The following is a 15,292-nucleotide window of genomic DNA, read 5'->3' on the forward strand; positions in this document are numbered from 1 at the left end:
AGCACCCTTCTCGACACGCAACGTGGATGCAACGTCCGGTTGCCTAACGTCCTGACGACCCCGTTTTCGGGGCCGCCACCAAGGACGTTGGGAGAACGACATGACCATCTATGCACCCCCGGGAGCGGCCGACTCGCTCGTCTCGCTCCAGGACCGGTACGGCCACTTCATCGGCGGCAACTGGGTCGAGCCGAAGAAGGGCCTCTGGTTCGAGAACATCTCGCCGGTCAACGGCAAGCCGTTCTGCGAGATCGCCCGGGGCACCGAGGAGGACATCGAGGCGGCCCTCGACGCCGCCCACGCAGCCGCGCCGGCGTGGGGCCGCACGAGCCTCGGCGAACGGTCGCTCGTTCTCAACCGCATCGCCGACCGCCTCGAGGAGAACCTCGAGATGCTCGCCGTCGCCGAGACGTGGGAGAACGGCAAGGCCGTCCGCGAGACGCTCGCCGCGGACCTGCCCCTTGCCGTCGACCACTTCCGCTACTTTGCGGGCGTCCTTCGCGGACAGGAGGGTTCGAGCAGCGAGATCGATGCCGACACGGTCGCCTACCACTTCCACGAACCGCTCGGCGTCGTCGGCCAGATCATCCCGTGGAACTTCCCGATCCTCATGGCCGTCTGGAAGCTCGCGCCGGCACTCGCCGCCGGGAACGCCGTCGTGCTCAAGCCGGCCGAGCAGACGCCGTGGTCGATCCTCAAGGTCGTCGAGCTCATCGGCGACCTGCTGCCCGCGGGCGTCGTCAACGTCGTCAACGGCTTCGGTGTCGAGGCGGGCAAGCCCCTGGCCTCGTCGCCGCGGATCGCCAAGATCGCCTTCACCGGCGAGACGACGACCGGGCGGCTCATCATGCAGTACGCGTCGCAGAACATCATCCCGGTCACGCTCGAGCTCGGCGGCAAGAGCCCCAACGTCTTCTTCGAGGACGTCGCCCAGCAGCGGGACGCCTTCTACGACAAGGCCCTCGAGGGGTTCACGATGTTCGCGCTTAACCAGGGCGAGGTCTGCACCTGCCCCTCGCGCGCGCTGGTCCAACGCTCGATCTACTCCGACTTCGTCCCGGACGCCGTGGCGCGCGTCGAGAAGATCAAGCAGGGCAACCCGCTCGACACCGACACGACGATGGGCGCCCAGGCGAGCAACGACCAGCTCGAGAAGATCCTGTCCTACCTCGACATCGGCCGGCAGGAGGGCGCCAAGGTCCTCACCGGTGGGGAGCGCAACGTGCTCGACGGAGACCTCGCCGACGGCTACTACGTCGCCCCGACGGTCTTCGAGGGCAGCAACTCGATGCGGATCTTCCAGGAGGAGATCTTCGGCCCGGTCGTCTCCCTCACGAGCTTCGAGGACGAGGCCGACGCGCTCGCGATCAGCAACGACACGCTCTACGGCCTGGGCGCCGGCGTGTGGACGCGCGACGGCGCACGGGCCTACCGGATGGGCCGAGGCATCAAGGCCGGTCGGGTCTGGACGAACTGCTACCACCAGTACCCGGCGCACGCGGCGTTCGGTGGCTACAAGCAGTCGGGGATCGGCCGCGAGAACCACAAGATGATGCTCGACCACTACCAGCAGACGAAGAACCTGCTCGTGTCCTACTCCCCGGACCCCCTCGGCTTCTTCTGACGGGGCCGCGACGTGCCTTCCCACGGGCCGGAGGTCACGTCCGTCGGGACGGGTCGACCCGGTGAGCCATCGGCTTCCCGCAGCCGGGTCGACCTGACCGGTGAGGCGGCGGACCTGCTCCGCCGCCTCACCGGGGTCCACGGACCGCTGATGTTCCACCAGTCCGGCGGCTGCTGCGACGGCAGCTCGCCGATGTGCTACCCGGCCGGCGAGTTCCTCACGAGCGAGGCCGACGTGCACCTCGCCGACCTCGCTGTCGAGGGCCTGGACGATCCGGTGGCCTTCTGGATGTCGGCGTCGCAGTACGCCTACTGGCGGCACACCCACCTGACCGTCGACGTCGTGCGCGGACGCGGCAGCGGCTTCAGCGTCGAGGCTCCCGAGGGCGTGCGGTTCCTCATCCGGTCACGCCTGTTCACCGACGCCGAGATGTCGGCGCTCGGGGTCGAACCGCCGAGGCTGCTCGGCGGCTGACGGCTCAGGCGGGCGGGGCGACGGCCGCGGTCTGACCCGACCGGCGCAGCGACGCGGCGACGAACCCGTCCGCCTTGAGCTCCTCGACGAGGTCGCGCAGGTACCGCTCCGCGGCCTCCCCGCGGCCCGCCGGCGTCCCGACGGCCTGCCGGATCTGCATGAACGCCTCGTCGACGACTCGGGTGCCCGGGTGGGCGGCGACCCACGCCGTCGCCGGTTCGCGGATGCCGGCACCGGCCTCGAGTCCCTCGGCGGCGAAGACGTCGACCCCCTCCGCGCCGCGCACGACCTCGGCGTGCTCGAGGGTGCGCGACAGGTGCAGGTCGTAGGCCGACCCGGCCTTGACCCCGACGCGGGATCCGGGACGGTCGACGTCGGCCGGTGAGCGCACGGTCGAGGCCTCGGGCACGACGTAGACGCCCTCGATGACGACGTACGGCGGGGTGAAGGCCACCTGGGTGGCGCGGGCCGGGTCGACGGCGAGGAAGCCGAGGTCGGCGCGGCCGTCGGCCATGGCCTCGAAGGACAACCGGGCCGCGTCGAAGCACAGCAGCCGGAGCGGGACCCCGAGCCGCGCGGCGACCTCGCGGGCGAGGTCGACGGTGACTCCGCGAGGCTCCGTGGGGGTGCCCTGCGCCAGCACGGGGTTCCCGAGGTTGATCGACGCCCGCAGCACGCCGGTGGGGACGAGGTCGCGGACGACGTCGGCAGGGGCGGCGTGGGGCGTGGTCGAGGTCGTCACGGGCGCCACCCTACGTCGCCGGGGAGCCCGCGCCCGCAGGCCGAGGGGCCACACGACAACTCGTGACCTCGTACCAAGCCCGTCGGTCGGGCTGCGGGTGCAGAGTGTCGGGATGGCACATCGAAACCTCGCCGCGGCGGTTGCCGTCGCGGCCACGCTGGCCGTCGCCGCCACCGCCGCGCCGGCCGCCGGCTCGTCGACCCCCTGGGACCACACGGCCACCGGCACCGTCTTCCTGCCCAACCCGGTCCAGGAGCTCGGCGACGAGTCGCTGACCGACGCCAAGGACGCCGACTACGCGGCCCTCGCGCCGGCCTACCACCGCGTCACCCTGACGCACCTCGACGGCTCGGGCACGCTGACCGGCCAGTACGTGCGGGTCAAGAGCTCGACGGGCTCGGCCGCGCGGTCGGTGGGCGGGGCCTTCCCGGCCTACCACCGTGACGTCGACCAGTTCGAGCAGGTCATGGGCTACTACTGGGTGACCACGGCCCAGGAGTACCTCCAGCACCTGGGCTTCGGCTCGACCCTGCGGCCGGTCAACCAGCGCCAGATCGAGCTGCGGGTCGACCAGTACGGCGGCGACAACTCCTTCTTCCGACCGGACAAGGCGAACATCACCGTCGGCAAGGGCGGCGTGGACGACGCCGAGGACGCCGAGGTCGTCGTGCACGAGTACGGCCACTCGGTGCAGGACGGCCAGGTGCCCGGCTTCGGAACGACCCTCGAGTCCGGCGCGATCGGCGAGGCCTTCGGCGACTACCTCGCCGTCGTCGTGACGAGCTGGCGTGCCGGGACGCCGACCCTGACCCCCGAGGCGTGCGTCGCCGACTGGGACTCGGTCTCCTACACGCGCACGGTCCCGCACTGCCTGCGCCGCCTCGACGGCACGAAGACGTATCCCACCGACGTCGTCGGCGAGGTGCACGCGGACGGCGAGATCTGGTCGCGGGCCCTCTGGGACGTCCGTGCCGCGCTCGGCGACACCAAGGCGTCGACGCTCATCGTCGAGGCGCAGTTCGCCTTCGCGCCCGACACCACCTTCCGCGCCGCCGCGCTCGACACCGTCGCTGCCGCGCAGCGCCTCTACGGGGCATCGGCCGCCAGGGCGGTCACGGCGGCCTTCCACGCCCGCGGAATCCTCTGACGCGCCTGACGCGCCTGACGCGCCTGACGCGCCTGACGCGCCTGACGCGCCTGACGCGCCGGCTGCGTCCGGACGCTCCCGGACGCTGAGGACGCTGAGGACGCCCGACCGCGTCGCGCCCGCACGCGAACGGCCCCCTTCCCGGACGGGAGGGGGCCGTTCGCGTGGCCGGGGGAGCGGCCTCAGGCGGTGGGGGCCGGCTCCGGGTCGGGCTGCGGCTGCTCGGCGACCTCGGGCTCGCCACCCTCGTTGCCGCGGCGGACGGCGGCCAGGAGCATCTGGGCGACGTCGACGACCTCGACCTCGCCCTCGGCCTTCGTGCCGTCCTGGACGGCGGCGTTGACGCCGTCGGTGAGCATGACCTTGCAGAAGGGGCAGCCGACGGCGATGCGGTCGGCGCCGGTGGCCAGGGCCTCGGCGGTTCGGTTGGTGTTGATCCGGGTGCCGAGCTTCTCCTCCATCCACATCCGGGCCCCGCCGGCGCCGCAGCAGAACGAGGTCTCCTTCGAGCGCTGCATCTCGGCGTACTCGACGCCGGGCAGGATCTGCAGCAGCTCGCGCGGCGGGGCGTAGACCTGGTTGTGCCGGCCGAGGTAGCACGGGTCGTGGTAGGTGACCTTGGCACCGGTGGACGCGGCGCCGGTGAGGGTCCCGCTGGACGCGGCGTCGCCGGGGCGGGCCACCGGGGTCAGGCGCTTCTCGCGCACGAGCCGGTTGAGCAGCTGGGTGTGGTGCAGCACCTCGTAGTGCCCGCCGAGCTGGGGGTACTCGTTCTTGATGGTGTTGAAGCAGTGCGCGCAGGTGACGACGATCTTGGTCGCGCCGACCTCGCTCAGGGTCTCGACGTTCTGGGCGGCCAGCATCTGGAAGAGGAACTCGTTGCCGGCGCGGCGGGCCGGGTCGCCGGTGCAGGCCTCGCCGTCGCCGAGCACCGCGAAGCTGACCTCGGCGGTGTGCAGCAGCTCGGCCACGGCCCGGGTCGTCTTCTTGGCGCGGTCCTCGTAGGCGCCGGCGCAGCCGACCCAGAACAGGTAGTCGACCTCGCCGAGGTCCTCGACGTCGACACCGACCTGCTTGACCTCGAAGGGCAGGTCCTTGGCCCAGTCCATCCGCAGCCGCGGCGCCAGGCCCCACGGGTTGCTGTTCTTCTCGAGGTTCTTGAACAGCCCGTTCAGCTCGGCCGGGAACGCGGACTCGATGAGGTTCTTGTAGCGGCGCAGGTCCACGATCGCATCGACGTGCTCGATGTCGACGGGGCACTGCTCGACGCAGGCGCCGCAGGTGGTGCACGACCACAGCACGTCCTCGTCGATGACGGCGCCACCATCCGGCGTACCGTGCGGGTTGTAGGCCGTCAGCGGGTTGCGAATGTCGTATCCGGTCGTCCCGACGAGCTGCTCGGTCGCGACCGCGCCCATCGTGGCGTCGCTGAAGCCGTCGGCCCCGTTCGACGCGTCCGACGCGTTCTCGATGCCGGCCGCGCGGACCTCCTCGGAGGCCAGCAGCCAGGGGGCCTTGGCGTGCGCGTGGTCGCGCAGCGTCATGACGAGCAGCTTCGGCGAGAGGGGCTTGTCGGTGTTCCACGCCGGGCACTGGGACTGGCAGCGGCCGCACTCGGTGCACGTGGTGAAGTCCAGCAGCCCCTTCCAGGTGAAGTCCTCGACCCTGCCGACCCCCAGCGGCGCGTCCTCGGGCAGGTCCTCGACGTTCTCGAAGTCGAGCACCTGCCCGTTGACGCGGATCGGCTGCAGCTGCCCGAGGCTGGTCCGGCCGTCGGCGTGCCGCTTGAAGAAGATGTTGGGGAAGGCCAGGAACCGGTGCCAGGCCACGCCCATCGTCGGGGTCAGCGCGATGGTGATCATCCACGCGAACGAGATGAGGATCTTGACCGCGGCCACGACCACGATGGCGTTCTCCAGCGCCTCGACCGACCAGCCGGTCAACATCCCGCCGAGCCAGCCGGTCAGCGGGTAGTGCAGCCCGTTCGCGTCGCTGACCGCGGTCGTGCCGGTGCTGCCACCTCGATCGGACAGGGCGTACTCCAGCCCGCGCAGCGTCAGGATGCACAGCGTCACCCCGAGGATCGTGGCCTCGACGTAGTACGCCTGCCACCACGTCGAGCCGAAGAACCGGCTGCGCCGCCCGCCCTCACCGGCGGCCGAACGCGGGTGCTGCCGCTGCCGGATCACGATGAGCACGAGGATGCCCAGCAGCCCGGTCCACGCGAAGAACTCGGTGACCCACTCGAACGGCGGGAAGTGCCCGATCAGCGGCAGCGCGAAGTCCGGCTTGAACAGCTGTCCGAACGCGTTCAGAAGCGTGAAGAACAGGACGCCGAAGCTGACCATCGTGAACCAGTGCGCCACCGCCACCACCGGCAGCCGCGACATCCGGGTGTGCCCCAGGAACTCACGCAGCAAGGTCCGGGTCCGCTCCCCCTTCGCATCACCCCGGTCCTCGGGCTGACCGAGCCGGAACGTGGCCACGAACCCGTTGACCGTCCTGACCAGCAACGCCACCGCCACCGCGGTGACCCCGAGGCAGACGACGACCGCGACGATCTGGAGCGCACTCATGCCGGCGAGTCTAGTGACGAGTTAGCAAGCGCTTAGTGATTGTGACGGGCGCCTCGACGTGACGCTCGTCCCCTTGCGTGGGCCGGCTTCCCGGGTGTCGCGCGCCATGACAAGCGCAGGGTCGTGGACCAGATCGTGAACGCATGTCTTGGCAAGAGATAACGAGATGTTGGAATATGCATAACGAGTCTCCGGTTGTCGCCGACGACCGAGCGCGCCACCAGCCGTACCAGCCGCACCAGCCGCACACTGCCGACTGCCGAAGGGGCCCCACGCCATGCCGATCCACGACGACGTCACCAAGCTGATCGGGAACACCCCGCTCGTCCGACTCAACCGGGTCACCGACGGCGCCCCGGCCACCGTGGCGGCGAAGCTGGAGTTCTACAACCCGGCCAGCTCCGTCAAGGACCGCATCGGCGTCTCGATCATCGACGCCGCCGAGGCGAGCGGTGAGCTCGAGCCCGGCGGCACCATCGTCGAGGCGACCTCGGGCAACACCGGGATCGCGCTCGCCATGGTCGGAGCGGCGCGCGGCTACAAGGTCGTCCTCACCATGCCGGAGTCGATGAGCAAGGAGCGCCGCGCGCTGCTGCGTGCCTTCGGTGCCGAGCTCGTCCTCACCGACCCGGCCACCGGCATGAAGGGTGCGGTCGCCAAGGCCGACGAGATCGCCGCCGAGCGCGGTGGCGTCCTGGCCCGCCAGTTCGCCAACGAGGCCAACCCGGAGATCCACCGCAGGACGACGGCCGAGGAGATCTGGAAGGACACCGACGGCACGGTCGACATCGTCGTGGCCGGCATCGGTACCGGCGGCACCATCACCGGCGTGGGCCAGGTGCTCAAGGCCCGCAAGCCCGAGGTCCAGATCGTCGCCGTCGAGCCGGCCGAGTCGCCGATCCTCAACGGCGGCCAGCCCGGCCCGCACAAGATCCAGGGCCTCGGCGCCAACTTCGTGCCCGAGATCCTCGACACCGAGATCTACGACGAGGTCATCGACGTCGACGCCGACACGGCCGTCAAGTACGCGCGCCGCGCCGCCACCGAGGAGGGCCTCCTCGTCGGCATCAGCTCCGGCGCCGCGATCGCGGCCGCCGCCCAGGTGGCCCAGCGCCCCGAGAACGAGGGCAAGACCATCGTCGTCGTCATCCCGTCGTTCGGCGAGCGCTACCTGTCCACGGTCCTCTTCGAGGGCCTCGTCGACTGAGACCCGTCCGGGTCCGAGGAGTCGGTCGCATGAGCACCGCAGCCACCACCACCGCGCAGGTCGAGTCGCGCCCGCGACCGGCCGAGCCCGCGCTGTCGCTGGTCCGGGACGTCCCCGCCGACGCCCCGGCCCGCCGCGGCGACGCCACGCCCGCCCTCGGCCCCGACGCCGCGCCGGGGCAGCCCGAGCCCGCGTACCGCGGCCCGCTCGGCTGGGCCCGACGCGTCGTCGACCGGGCCCGTGAGGACGTCGACGGCGCCCTGGCCCGCGACCCCGCGGCCAGCTCGCGCCTCGAGGTGGTCCTCACCTCGCCCGGCCTGCACGCCATCTGGGCGCACCGGGGACTGCACGAGCTGTGGAAGCACCCGGCCGGGCGTCTGCCGGCGCGGGTCCTGGCGACGGTCGCCCGCTCGGTCACCGGGGTCGAGATCCACCCCGGGGCCCGCATCGGGCGTCGGTTCTTCATCGACCACGGCATGGGTGTCGTCATCGGCGAGACCGCCGAGGTCGGCGACGACGTCATGCTCTACCACGGTGTGACGCTCGGCGGCCGTTCCCTCGCGCGGGTCAAGCGGCACCCCACGGTCGGCAACCGCGTCACCATCGGGGCGGGGGCCCGCATCCTCGGTCCGGTTCTCGTCGGTGACGACGTGCAGGTCGGCGCCAACTCGGTCGTCGTCAAGGACGTCCCGGCGGGCGCCGTCGCCACCGGCATCCCCGCCGTCCTGCGCTTCCCGAAGCGCGACGCCGCCAACCAGTGGGTCGACCCCGCCATCTACATCTGAGCCGGCCGGCTCCCCGCGGCCGGGGCGTGGCGCGTCAGCACGCGTCCCGGTCCCGGCCGCCCTCGTCACCGGCGGCGGTGCGTCACGGCGTCACGGTCAGCAGCCCGCGGGCGCCACGCTCGGCGTCGGCCATGACGTGGGTGACGAACGGGTAGCTGCCCGGCTCCGTCGGGGCCAGCTCGACGAACCCGCCCTGCCCCGGCGCCAGGGCAAGTGCCTGGGCGCCGCCGTCGCGCCCACCGGCCGGGCCGCGTCCGCGGTCGAGCAGGTACGCGCCCTCGCTCCACACGGTGTCGAACTGTGAGCCGACGACGTGGAAGGCGCTACCGCGGTTGGGACCCGCCGCGAGCACCCAGATGCGGGTGCGCTGGCCGGCGCGTGTCACGAGCGGCGAGGCCACGTACTGGTTCGCCACGCCGTTGAACGTCACGAGGTCGGCGGCGTCGCCGGCCGCCTCCGTGGCGTCCACCTCGCGGACCGAGCCCACACCGTCGCCGTCGAGGAAGACCTCCGACTGGACGAGCACGTAGCTGTGGTCGACCGCCGGCAGACCGGGCGGGTCGATGACGACGGCCCCGAACAGACCTGCGCCGATGTGCGCGGTCATCGGCATCGTCGCGCAGTGGTAGAGCCAGATGCCGGCCCGACCGGCCGTGAAGGTGTAGGTCAGCGAGCCGCCGGGCGGGATGGTGCGCATGACGCGGTCGGGGGCGCGCTCGCCCGCGTGGAAGTCGACGGAGTGCGCCATCGAGGTGTCGTTGACGAGTCTCACGACGAAGGTGTCACCGACGCGTCCGTGCAGCGTCGGCCCGGGAACCGTCCCGCCGAAGGTCCAGCGCCGCTGCCGGACGCCCGGGGCCACCTCGAGCACGACCTTCTCGAGGCGCAGGGTCACGTCGTGCACGCGTCCCGCGGGCACCGGCGGCAGGGTCGCGTCGACGGCGCGGAAGCCCGGCGGGAACGTCCCGGCGAGGCGGGTGGGCTGCGTCGGGGCTGCGGCTGAACCGCTGACCCCGTGCGGGATCGCAGTCTCGGCGCCGCGCGCCGGAGCGCCGGTCACCGCGACGTGCAGCACCATGCCCATCTGCCGGTGGCCGACGACGCTGCACCAGGCCTCGGCGTCGGCGCCGACGACGCCGACGTCGAGCGTCGCCGCGTGCCCCGGCATGACCCGGGGCGTCCGGACTCCCGCGGCGAAGGTGAGGTCGTGCGGTGATCCGCTGTCGGTGTTGACGAGGTCGACGACGAGCCGGTCGCCGGCCGGCACGGCGACCGACGCGGGGACGAACGCCATGTCGTGCGCCTCGACGCGGACGCGTGTCGTGTGTCCGGTCGGTGTGACGCCTGCGGCGAGTGAGGACGCCGGTGGCGACGGCGAGCCGGCGCTCAGCAGGGCCGGGCTCAGGGCCACGCCGAGCGAGACGACGAGCGCCACGGCCGAGGCCGCAACGGCCACCTGCCCGCCGCCACGGGCTGGGAGGAGGGCCGACGCGCCGGGCGAGGGAGACGCGGTGACCGACGCCTTCACGGCTGACGTGGGCTCGGCGCCGCCGGGCGCGGTGGCCCGGGCCGCGGCGCCGGCCGAGGAGCCGGTGGCCGCCAGGAGGTCGCGACGGGCCCTGACCGCCGCACGCGTCGCGCCGAGCAGCAGGGGCACGAAGGCGCCGAGCGCACCGACGACGAGGACCGACACGCCGACCCGGACCGTCGACGGGACGGGCAGGACCGCCACGGCGAGGCCCAGCTGGACGACGGTGAGGCGCCACACCCAGGCCCGGTCGAACCAGGCTGACGCCGCCCTGGCCACCGACGGCCCGCCGCCGAGCACGACCGGGATGAGGTGCGAGAGGGCCCCGAAGAGGAGCTGGACGGCGAAGCCGACCGCGACGAGGCCCGCGACGACGCCATAGCCCTCGGCGACCGCGCTCCACGAACCGGCAGTACCCAGCCGCCAGGCGACGAGGACGACCGCACCGACGCCCCATGCCAGTCCGGCGGTCACCGACCAGGTGGCGAAGCTGCGCGGTGGTGCCTGGCGGGCCGGACGGACGAGCGCCCGACCCCACCACCCGAGACCGGCGACGTAGGCGCCCAGTCCCCCGAGTGCGACGCCGCGCAGCCCGGCAACCGCTCCGCCGTCCAGGACGACGAGACCGGCGACCAGCAATGGAAGTGCTTGTCGGGCAAGGCGTTCGGCGCGGTCGTCCATCCGGGTGCGCAGCATCGTGGGCCAGAGCGTGACGAGCGTTCCCATGACGGTGAGGCCGAGCCAGCCGAGCACCATGGTCATCGAGTGGGCGACGAGCAGGCGGCCGTGCCACTCGTCGTCGAGGCCCCTGGCCAGCCAGGCGCCGAAGGTCGCCCCGACCGGCACGGCCGACGCTGCGGCGAGGTAGTAGTGGACGCTGGTCCGGAACCGTCCGGGCAGGGCGCGTCTGAGGCGCCGCCACAGCGCGACGCCGTGCCATCCGAGGGCCGCGGCCACCCCGGTCGCACCGGTGACCGTGAGCGGCCACGCTCCGCTGGGGACGCCGACGAGCACCAGGGTCGCACCGGCGAGCAGCACGACGATGCGCCGGTTCTGCTGGGTGCGGTCGTCGACCGAGTCCGGCGTGCGCAGGATCGCCTGGGTGAAGTGCGTGCTCCACACCATCGCCGAGTGCGTCAGCGCGCCCAGCAGGACGAGGTGCACGAGCAGCCAGTCGGCGGCGGGGACGACCGGGTGCAGGAGCGTCAGCAGCCCGGCGAGGGCGAGCCAGACGATGCCGGGACGGTCGCGCAGCGGGAAGCGTCCGCGTCGGGCGGCCGGGCGGTCGGACCTGCCGCCGCCGTCGCCGCCCGGTCCGGCGGCCCGGGCCGCCCGTCCGACCGGTGACGTGCCCGTGCCGTCGCTCATGCCGGGTGAGCGGGCACGTGGGCGTCCGCCTCGTCGTGCTGGTGGTCGTGCCGGTGGACGTGCAGGTGGTCGTTCGGGTGGTGGTGCGGCTGAGCGTGTGCGTGGTCGGGGGTCGGGCCCGGCGTCAGGGCGGCGACGCGGTCCCACTCGGGGCCGGCGAACGCGATGGCGGCTGCAGGGAAGAGCCCGTTCTCCTCGCGGTCGATGTGCGCGCGCAGCGCTCGCTCGAACGCGGGGAAGGCGGTGTGGGCACCGTCCCGGATGGCGGCGAGCTGCTCGTCGAGGGCGGTGTGCTCGGCGCACAGCCTGCCGACGTGGTCGGTGAACTCGGCATCCTCGGCGAGCACGCTGAAGAGCCCCGCCTCCTCGGCGACCGTGTGCGGATGCAGCAGGCCGACGAGCCGCTCGACGGCCGGCCCGACGGCCCGGCCGTCGCCGGACCGGCAGGCCCGTCGCAGGTCGCCGCAGGCGTTGATGATGTCGACGTGCTCGGACATGAACCGGCCGACGACGCTGATGTCCTCGCACCCGCAGTAGGAGCACATGGCCGTCTGCGGCGGTCAGGCGCGGGTGATCGCGAGGCGCCAGAGCTCGGGTCCCTCGACGAGGTAGGTCACCGTGACCGGGCCCTCCCGCTCGGCGATCTGGGCGAGCAGCGGCTTGGGGTCGTGGGGCGCGACGATGACGAGGGTGCCACCGGCCGGGATGGCCGACAGGGCGCCGAAGACCGTGGCGTGGCGGATCGCGTGGGGGATGGCGCGCACGTCGAGCTCGGGAGCGCCGTGTGTGTCGTCGCCGCACTCGCAGGCGTGGGCTGCTGGGGTGAGGGGCAGTTCGGTGCGGGCATCCATCGGTGGCCTCCACGGTCGATCTTTTCTACAATGACATTGTGAAAAGTACTCCTCCCCTCGGTCCCGCACCAACTCGGCAGGGCCCGGGCCTGGCCGGACAGCCCCTGGACCCGGCGCGTGCCCGTGTGCTGGAGGCCGTCGTGGAGGTCTCGTCCTCCGGTGGTGCGGCCACGGTCGGCGAGCTCGTCGAGGTGCTCGGCGGCCACCCCAACACCGTGCGGCACCACCTGGCCGGCTTGGCGGCCGAGGGTCTGGTCCGTGCCGCGCCGGCACCGGCGTCGCCCCGGAGAGGCCGACCGCCGACGCGCTACCGCGCGACGGAGCGCGCCGACGGGGCGCTCCCCACGGGGTCGGACATGGTCGAGGAGTACGTGGCTCTGGCGGCCGCCTTCGCCGAACGGCTGGCCGCGCGTGGTGGCGACCCCGGCGGTGACGCCCGGTCCATCGGTCGGGCCTGGGGCGCGACACTGCTCGGGCGCGGGCACTGCCGGCAGCCGGGCCAGGGCGAGCGGCAGGCGCGTGGACGGCGACGGACCGCAGCCGCCTCGGCCCTCGCCCGTCCGGCCGCCGGTGCCGTGGACCAGGTCCTCGCCGTCCTCGGGCGCCTGGGCTTCTCACCGCAGGTCCAGGCTGCCCCACCCGAGTCCGGCGAACCCGGGCCCGAGGCCGATGGCCCGACGACGGTCCTCCTCCGGACCTGCCCACTGCTCGAGTCGGCGCGTCGTCATCCCGAGGTCGTCTGTCAGGTCCACCGCGGCCTGGTCGAGGGTGTTCTCGAGGCCGGGCGCCCGGCCGGCGGAGGCCCCGTCCATCCCGGGGTCCGGCTCGAGGCGTTCGCGCGACCCGGCGCGTGCGTCCTCACCCTGACGGCGGCTGCGACACTGGCCCGGTGAGCGAGCCGACCCCCCACCCGGCGCCGGGCCCGCTGCCACGCGTCAGCGTCGTCGTCCTCGCCGGTGGCACGTCGCGACGCTTCGGCGACGACAAGCTCGCCGCCCCGTTCGGCCGGGGCACCGTCCTCGACCACCTCCTCGGCGCCCTCCCCGGCGGCTGGCCGGTCGTCCTCGTCGGACCGCCGCGCGCCACCGCACGACCCGACGCGAGGTGGGTCCGCGAGCAGCCCCCCGGCGGTGGGCCGCTCGCCGCCGTGGCGGCCGGGCTGAGCCTCGTTGCCACCCCTCTCGTCGCCGTCGTCGCGGGCGACATGCCGTTCGCGGCGCCGGCGCTCGCGGTCCTCCTCGACGCCCTCGAGGCCTCGGGTCCGGAGACCGCGGCGGCCGTCGCCGTCGTCCAGGGCCGGCCCAACGCCCTGCTGGCCGTCTACCGGGTGGGCGACCTGCGGGACGGGCTGCCCGCGTCGGTCGGCGGGCTCCCCGCGCGGACGCTGCTCGCGAGGCCGCACGTCGAGGTGGCCGTCCCGCTGGTGCACGGTCGCGACGTCGACACGCCCGCCGACCTCGAGGCCGCCCGTTCCGAGCTGGGCTGAGGCCTGCCCGACGCGGGGACGCCCGGCGGTGACCGTGCCGGTTGGCGGAGGGTGTGGGATTCGAACCCACGGAGGTTTCCCTCGGGCGCTTTCAAGGCGCCTGCACTCGGCCGCTATGCGAACCCTCCAGCGGCGCCGTGCCGACGCCGGGGCCTCATCATGCCGCACGCGGGGCCGTCCCACCCAACCGTGGGGCGGCTGCGTCCAGCCGGTGGGCCCCCGGGTCGCGGGCGCCGTCCGGACCGGACGGGCACCCGCCCGCCCGACTGGGAGCGGGTGCCGGGCGGGCGGATGACGTCTGCTGCCAATGGTAACAGTTCGGCAACCATGGACCCGGCGAGGATTGACCTGTCAAACGCCGCGTGAGATACGCAAGTGTGACGCGACACGAGAGCCCGGACCCGACGCCCGAGACCGCGGGGATCCTCGCCCGGCTCGCCCCGTTGGACCTGCCCCCGCCCGCCCCGCTCGTCCTGCGTGACAAGCGGTTCGACGCCTCGACCCCGGCCGTCATGGCCATCGTCAACCGCACCCGGGACTCGTTCTTCAGCGGCAACCGGCATGCCGACCTCGACTCGGCCAAGGCCGCCCTCGAGACGGCGCTCGAGCTCGGGGCCGACATCGTCGACGTCGGCGGCGTCCGGGCCGGGCAGGAGGGTGAGGTCGTGGACGCGGACGAGGAGATCCGTCGTGTCGTCCCCTTCCTGGAGTGGGCCCGGCAGGTCCACCCCGAGGCCGTCCTCAGCCTCGACACGTGGCGCTCGGAGGTCGCGCGCGAAGCGGCCGGTGCCGTCGACCTGCTCAACGACACCTGGGCCGGTCACGACCGTGACCTCGTCCACGTCGCTGCCCAGACCGGGGCCGGATACGTCGTCTCACATACCGGAGGACTGCCACCCCGGACCGACCCCGTCGACGTCAGCTACGGGTCCGAGCCGCTCGACGTCGTCCGCGACGTCGTCGCCACCCTGGCGCGGGGCGCACGGACCGCCGTCGACGCGGGCGTCCCCCGCGAACGGGTCCTCGTCGACCCGACCCTCGACTTCGGCAAGACGACCGCGCACTCGCTCGAGGTCCTGCGCCACACCGGCGACATCGCAGCGATGGGTTTCCCTGTGTTGCAGGCGATGTCGCGCAAGGACTTCGTCGGCGAGGCGCTCGACCTGCCCCCTGAGGAGCGCCTCGAGGGATCCCTTGCCGCCACCGCCGTCGCCGCCTGGCTCGGCGCGACGGTGTTCCGGGCGCACGACGTCCGGGCCACCCGGCGCGTCGTCGACATGGTCGCGACGATCCGGGGCGACCGGGCACAGGCGGTGGCGGTGCGGGGCGTGCCGCGTGGCGTCCCGGCCACCGGTGCATGAACCCGCGAAAATCCGCTGCGGTCCGGCGAGCCCCGCGCACGGTAGTCTGCTAGGTTTCTTGCCGGTTGCAGTTGCAGTTCCTCGTTGTCGAGCAGGTGCCCGTTTCCAACCGGAGGCGGGTCTTCTCTTCGGCGCGGCGAGTT

At 73.0% G+C, this 15,292-nt stretch carries 13 protein-coding genes and 1 tRNA gene; 8 read left to right on the forward strand and 6 right to left on the reverse strand.

The genetic code is table 11. From position 1 onward, the window contains the following. Window positions 1-100 precede the first annotated feature (100 nt). Together exaC and AC1VM9_RS10500 are read left to right on the forward strand one after the other, a co-directional pair. Window positions 101-1,624, forward strand: coding sequence for an acetaldehyde dehydrogenase ExaC (exaC, locus tag AC1VM9_RS10495; RefSeq protein ID WP_481340600.1), 1,524 nt, complete (start codon window positions 101-103; stop codon window positions 1,622-1,624). Between the two features lie 93 nt (window positions 1,625-1,717). Next, window positions 1,718-2,098, forward strand: coding sequence for a DUF779 domain-containing protein (locus tag AC1VM9_RS10500; RefSeq protein ID WP_483123994.1), 381 nt, complete (start codon window positions 1,718-1,720; stop codon window positions 2,096-2,098). Between the two features lie 4 nt (window positions 2,099-2,102). Here AC1VM9_RS10500 and AC1VM9_RS10505 read toward each other — a convergent pair whose 3' ends face one another. Then, a complete protein-coding gene (locus AC1VM9_RS10505; RefSeq protein ID WP_483122579.1) occupies window positions 2,103-2,840 on the reverse strand; it encodes a transporter substrate-binding domain-containing protein in 738 nt (245 codons plus the stop codon). Between the two features lie 112 nt (window positions 2,841-2,952). Between AC1VM9_RS10505 and AC1VM9_RS10510 the strand changes: the two genes are divergently transcribed. After that, a complete protein-coding gene (locus AC1VM9_RS10510) occupies window positions 2,953-3,987 on the forward strand; it encodes a M36 family metallopeptidase (RefSeq protein ID WP_483122581.1) in 1,035 nt (344 codons plus the stop codon). Between the two features lie 182 nt (window positions 3,988-4,169). Here AC1VM9_RS10510 and AC1VM9_RS10515 read toward each other — a convergent pair whose 3' ends face one another. Continuing rightward, window positions 4,170-6,563, reverse strand: a complete 2,394-nt coding sequence (locus AC1VM9_RS10515) for a (Fe-S)-binding protein (protein ID WP_483122582.1) — start codon at window positions 6,561-6,563, stop codon at window positions 4,170-4,172. A 277-nt stretch (window positions 6,564-6,840) separates the two neighbouring features. On the opposite strand from AC1VM9_RS10515, the gene cysK reads away from it, so the two are divergent. Continuing rightward, window positions 6,841-7,770 carry a cysteine synthase A gene (cysK, locus tag AC1VM9_RS10520; RefSeq protein WP_481343502.1) on the forward strand — a complete coding sequence of 310 codons (930 nt, stop codon included), beginning with the start codon at window positions 6,841-6,843 and terminating at the stop codon, window positions 7,768-7,770. Window positions 7,771-7,799: 29 nt separating this feature from the next. Next, window positions 7,800-8,555, forward strand: a complete 756-nt coding sequence (gene epsC / locus AC1VM9_RS10525; protein WP_481343501.1) for a serine O-acetyltransferase EpsC — start codon at window positions 7,800-7,802, stop codon at window positions 8,553-8,555. 82 nt (window positions 8,556-8,637) lie between these two features. Here epsC and AC1VM9_RS10530 read toward each other — a convergent pair whose 3' ends face one another. From AC1VM9_RS10530 to AC1VM9_RS10540, 3 genes are all read right to left on the reverse strand, one after another. Next, the gene (locus AC1VM9_RS10530) at window positions 8,638-11,451 is read right to left on the reverse strand and encodes a multicopper oxidase domain-containing protein (protein WP_483122583.1); all 2,814 of its coding nucleotides are present in this window, start codon (window positions 11,449-11,451) and stop codon (window positions 8,638-8,640) included. Then, on the reverse strand, window positions 11,448-11,948 hold the full coding sequence (locus AC1VM9_RS10535) for a hemerythrin domain-containing protein (RefSeq protein ID WP_483122584.1): 501 nt from the start codon (window positions 11,946-11,948) through the stop codon (window positions 11,448-11,450). Before AC1VM9_RS10535 ends, AC1VM9_RS10530 begins: the two co-directional genes overlap by 4 nt. 63 nt (window positions 11,949-12,011) lie before the next feature. Beyond that, complete coding sequence (locus AC1VM9_RS10540; RefSeq protein WP_481343498.1) at window positions 12,012-12,302, reverse strand: DUF2249 domain-containing protein; 291 nt, start codon at window positions 12,300-12,302, stop codon at window positions 12,012-12,014. A gap of 38 nt (window positions 12,303-12,340) precedes the next feature. On the opposite strand from AC1VM9_RS10540, the gene AC1VM9_RS10545 reads away from it, so the two are divergent. Together AC1VM9_RS10545 and mobA are read left to right on the forward strand one after the other, a co-directional pair. After that, window positions 12,341-13,195, forward strand: a complete 855-nt coding sequence (locus AC1VM9_RS10545) for a helix-turn-helix transcriptional regulator (protein ID WP_483122586.1) — start codon at window positions 12,341-12,343, stop codon at window positions 13,193-13,195. Next, the gene (gene mobA, locus AC1VM9_RS10550; RefSeq protein ID WP_483122587.1) at window positions 13,192-13,788 is read left to right on the forward strand and encodes a molybdenum cofactor guanylyltransferase; all 597 of its coding nucleotides are present in this window, start codon (window positions 13,192-13,194) and stop codon (window positions 13,786-13,788) included. Before AC1VM9_RS10545 ends, mobA begins: the two co-directional genes overlap by 4 nt. A gap of 42 nt (window positions 13,789-13,830) precedes the next feature. On the opposite strand, the gene AC1VM9_RS10555 is transcribed toward mobA, so the two are convergent. Next, a tRNA-Ser gene (locus tag AC1VM9_RS10555) sits at window positions 13,831-13,916 on the reverse strand. A gap of 294 nt (window positions 13,917-14,210) precedes the next feature. Here AC1VM9_RS10555 and folP point away from each other — a divergent pair. After that, entirely contained in the window at window positions 14,211-15,149 is a 939-nt protein-coding gene (gene folP, locus AC1VM9_RS10560; protein WP_483123995.1) for a dihydropteroate synthase, read from the forward strand. Window positions 15,150-15,292: the final 143 nt, after the last annotated feature.

This window comes from Monashia sp. HAY1-11D (genome assembly GCF_056868035.1).